The organism is Streptomyces beijiangensis, from assembly GCF_017315755.1.
Lineage (GTDB): Bacteria > Actinomycetota > Actinomycetes > Streptomycetales > Streptomycetaceae > Streptomyces > Streptomyces beijiangensis.
In genome coordinates, this window is sequence record NZ_JAFLRJ010001368.1 from 1 (window position 1) to 352 (window position 352).

General features: G+C 68.5%; 1 protein-coding gene. It reads left to right on the forward strand.

Translation table 11 applies throughout. From position 1 onward, the window contains the following. Window positions 1–352 (forward strand): ABC transporter permease (locus tag J0695_RS41855; RefSeq protein WP_206970045.1); only part of this gene is annotated, 352 nt, incomplete at both ends.

Genomic DNA, 352 nt, shown 5'->3' on the forward strand with positions numbered 1-352 from the left:
CTCTGCGGCGACCGGCAGTGCGACCCCGCCACCGCCCAGCGGCTCCGCACCGACCTCGGCCTCGACAAGCCCGTGTGGCAGCAGTACCTGACGTACATGGGGAACGTCTTCACAGGGGACATCGGGACGGCGTTCAACGGCCAGAAGGTCACCGAACTCAGGGGCTCGGCATTCCCCGTCACGATCCGGCTGACCATCGTGGCGATCGTCCTGGAGATCGTCATCGGGATCACCCTCGGCGTCGTCACCGGGCTGCGCCGCGGCCGGCCCGTCGACACCGGTGTCCGCATCCTCACCCTCGTGGTGATCTCCGTCCCCACCTTCGTCACAGGCCTGCTCGTGCAGCTGCTCC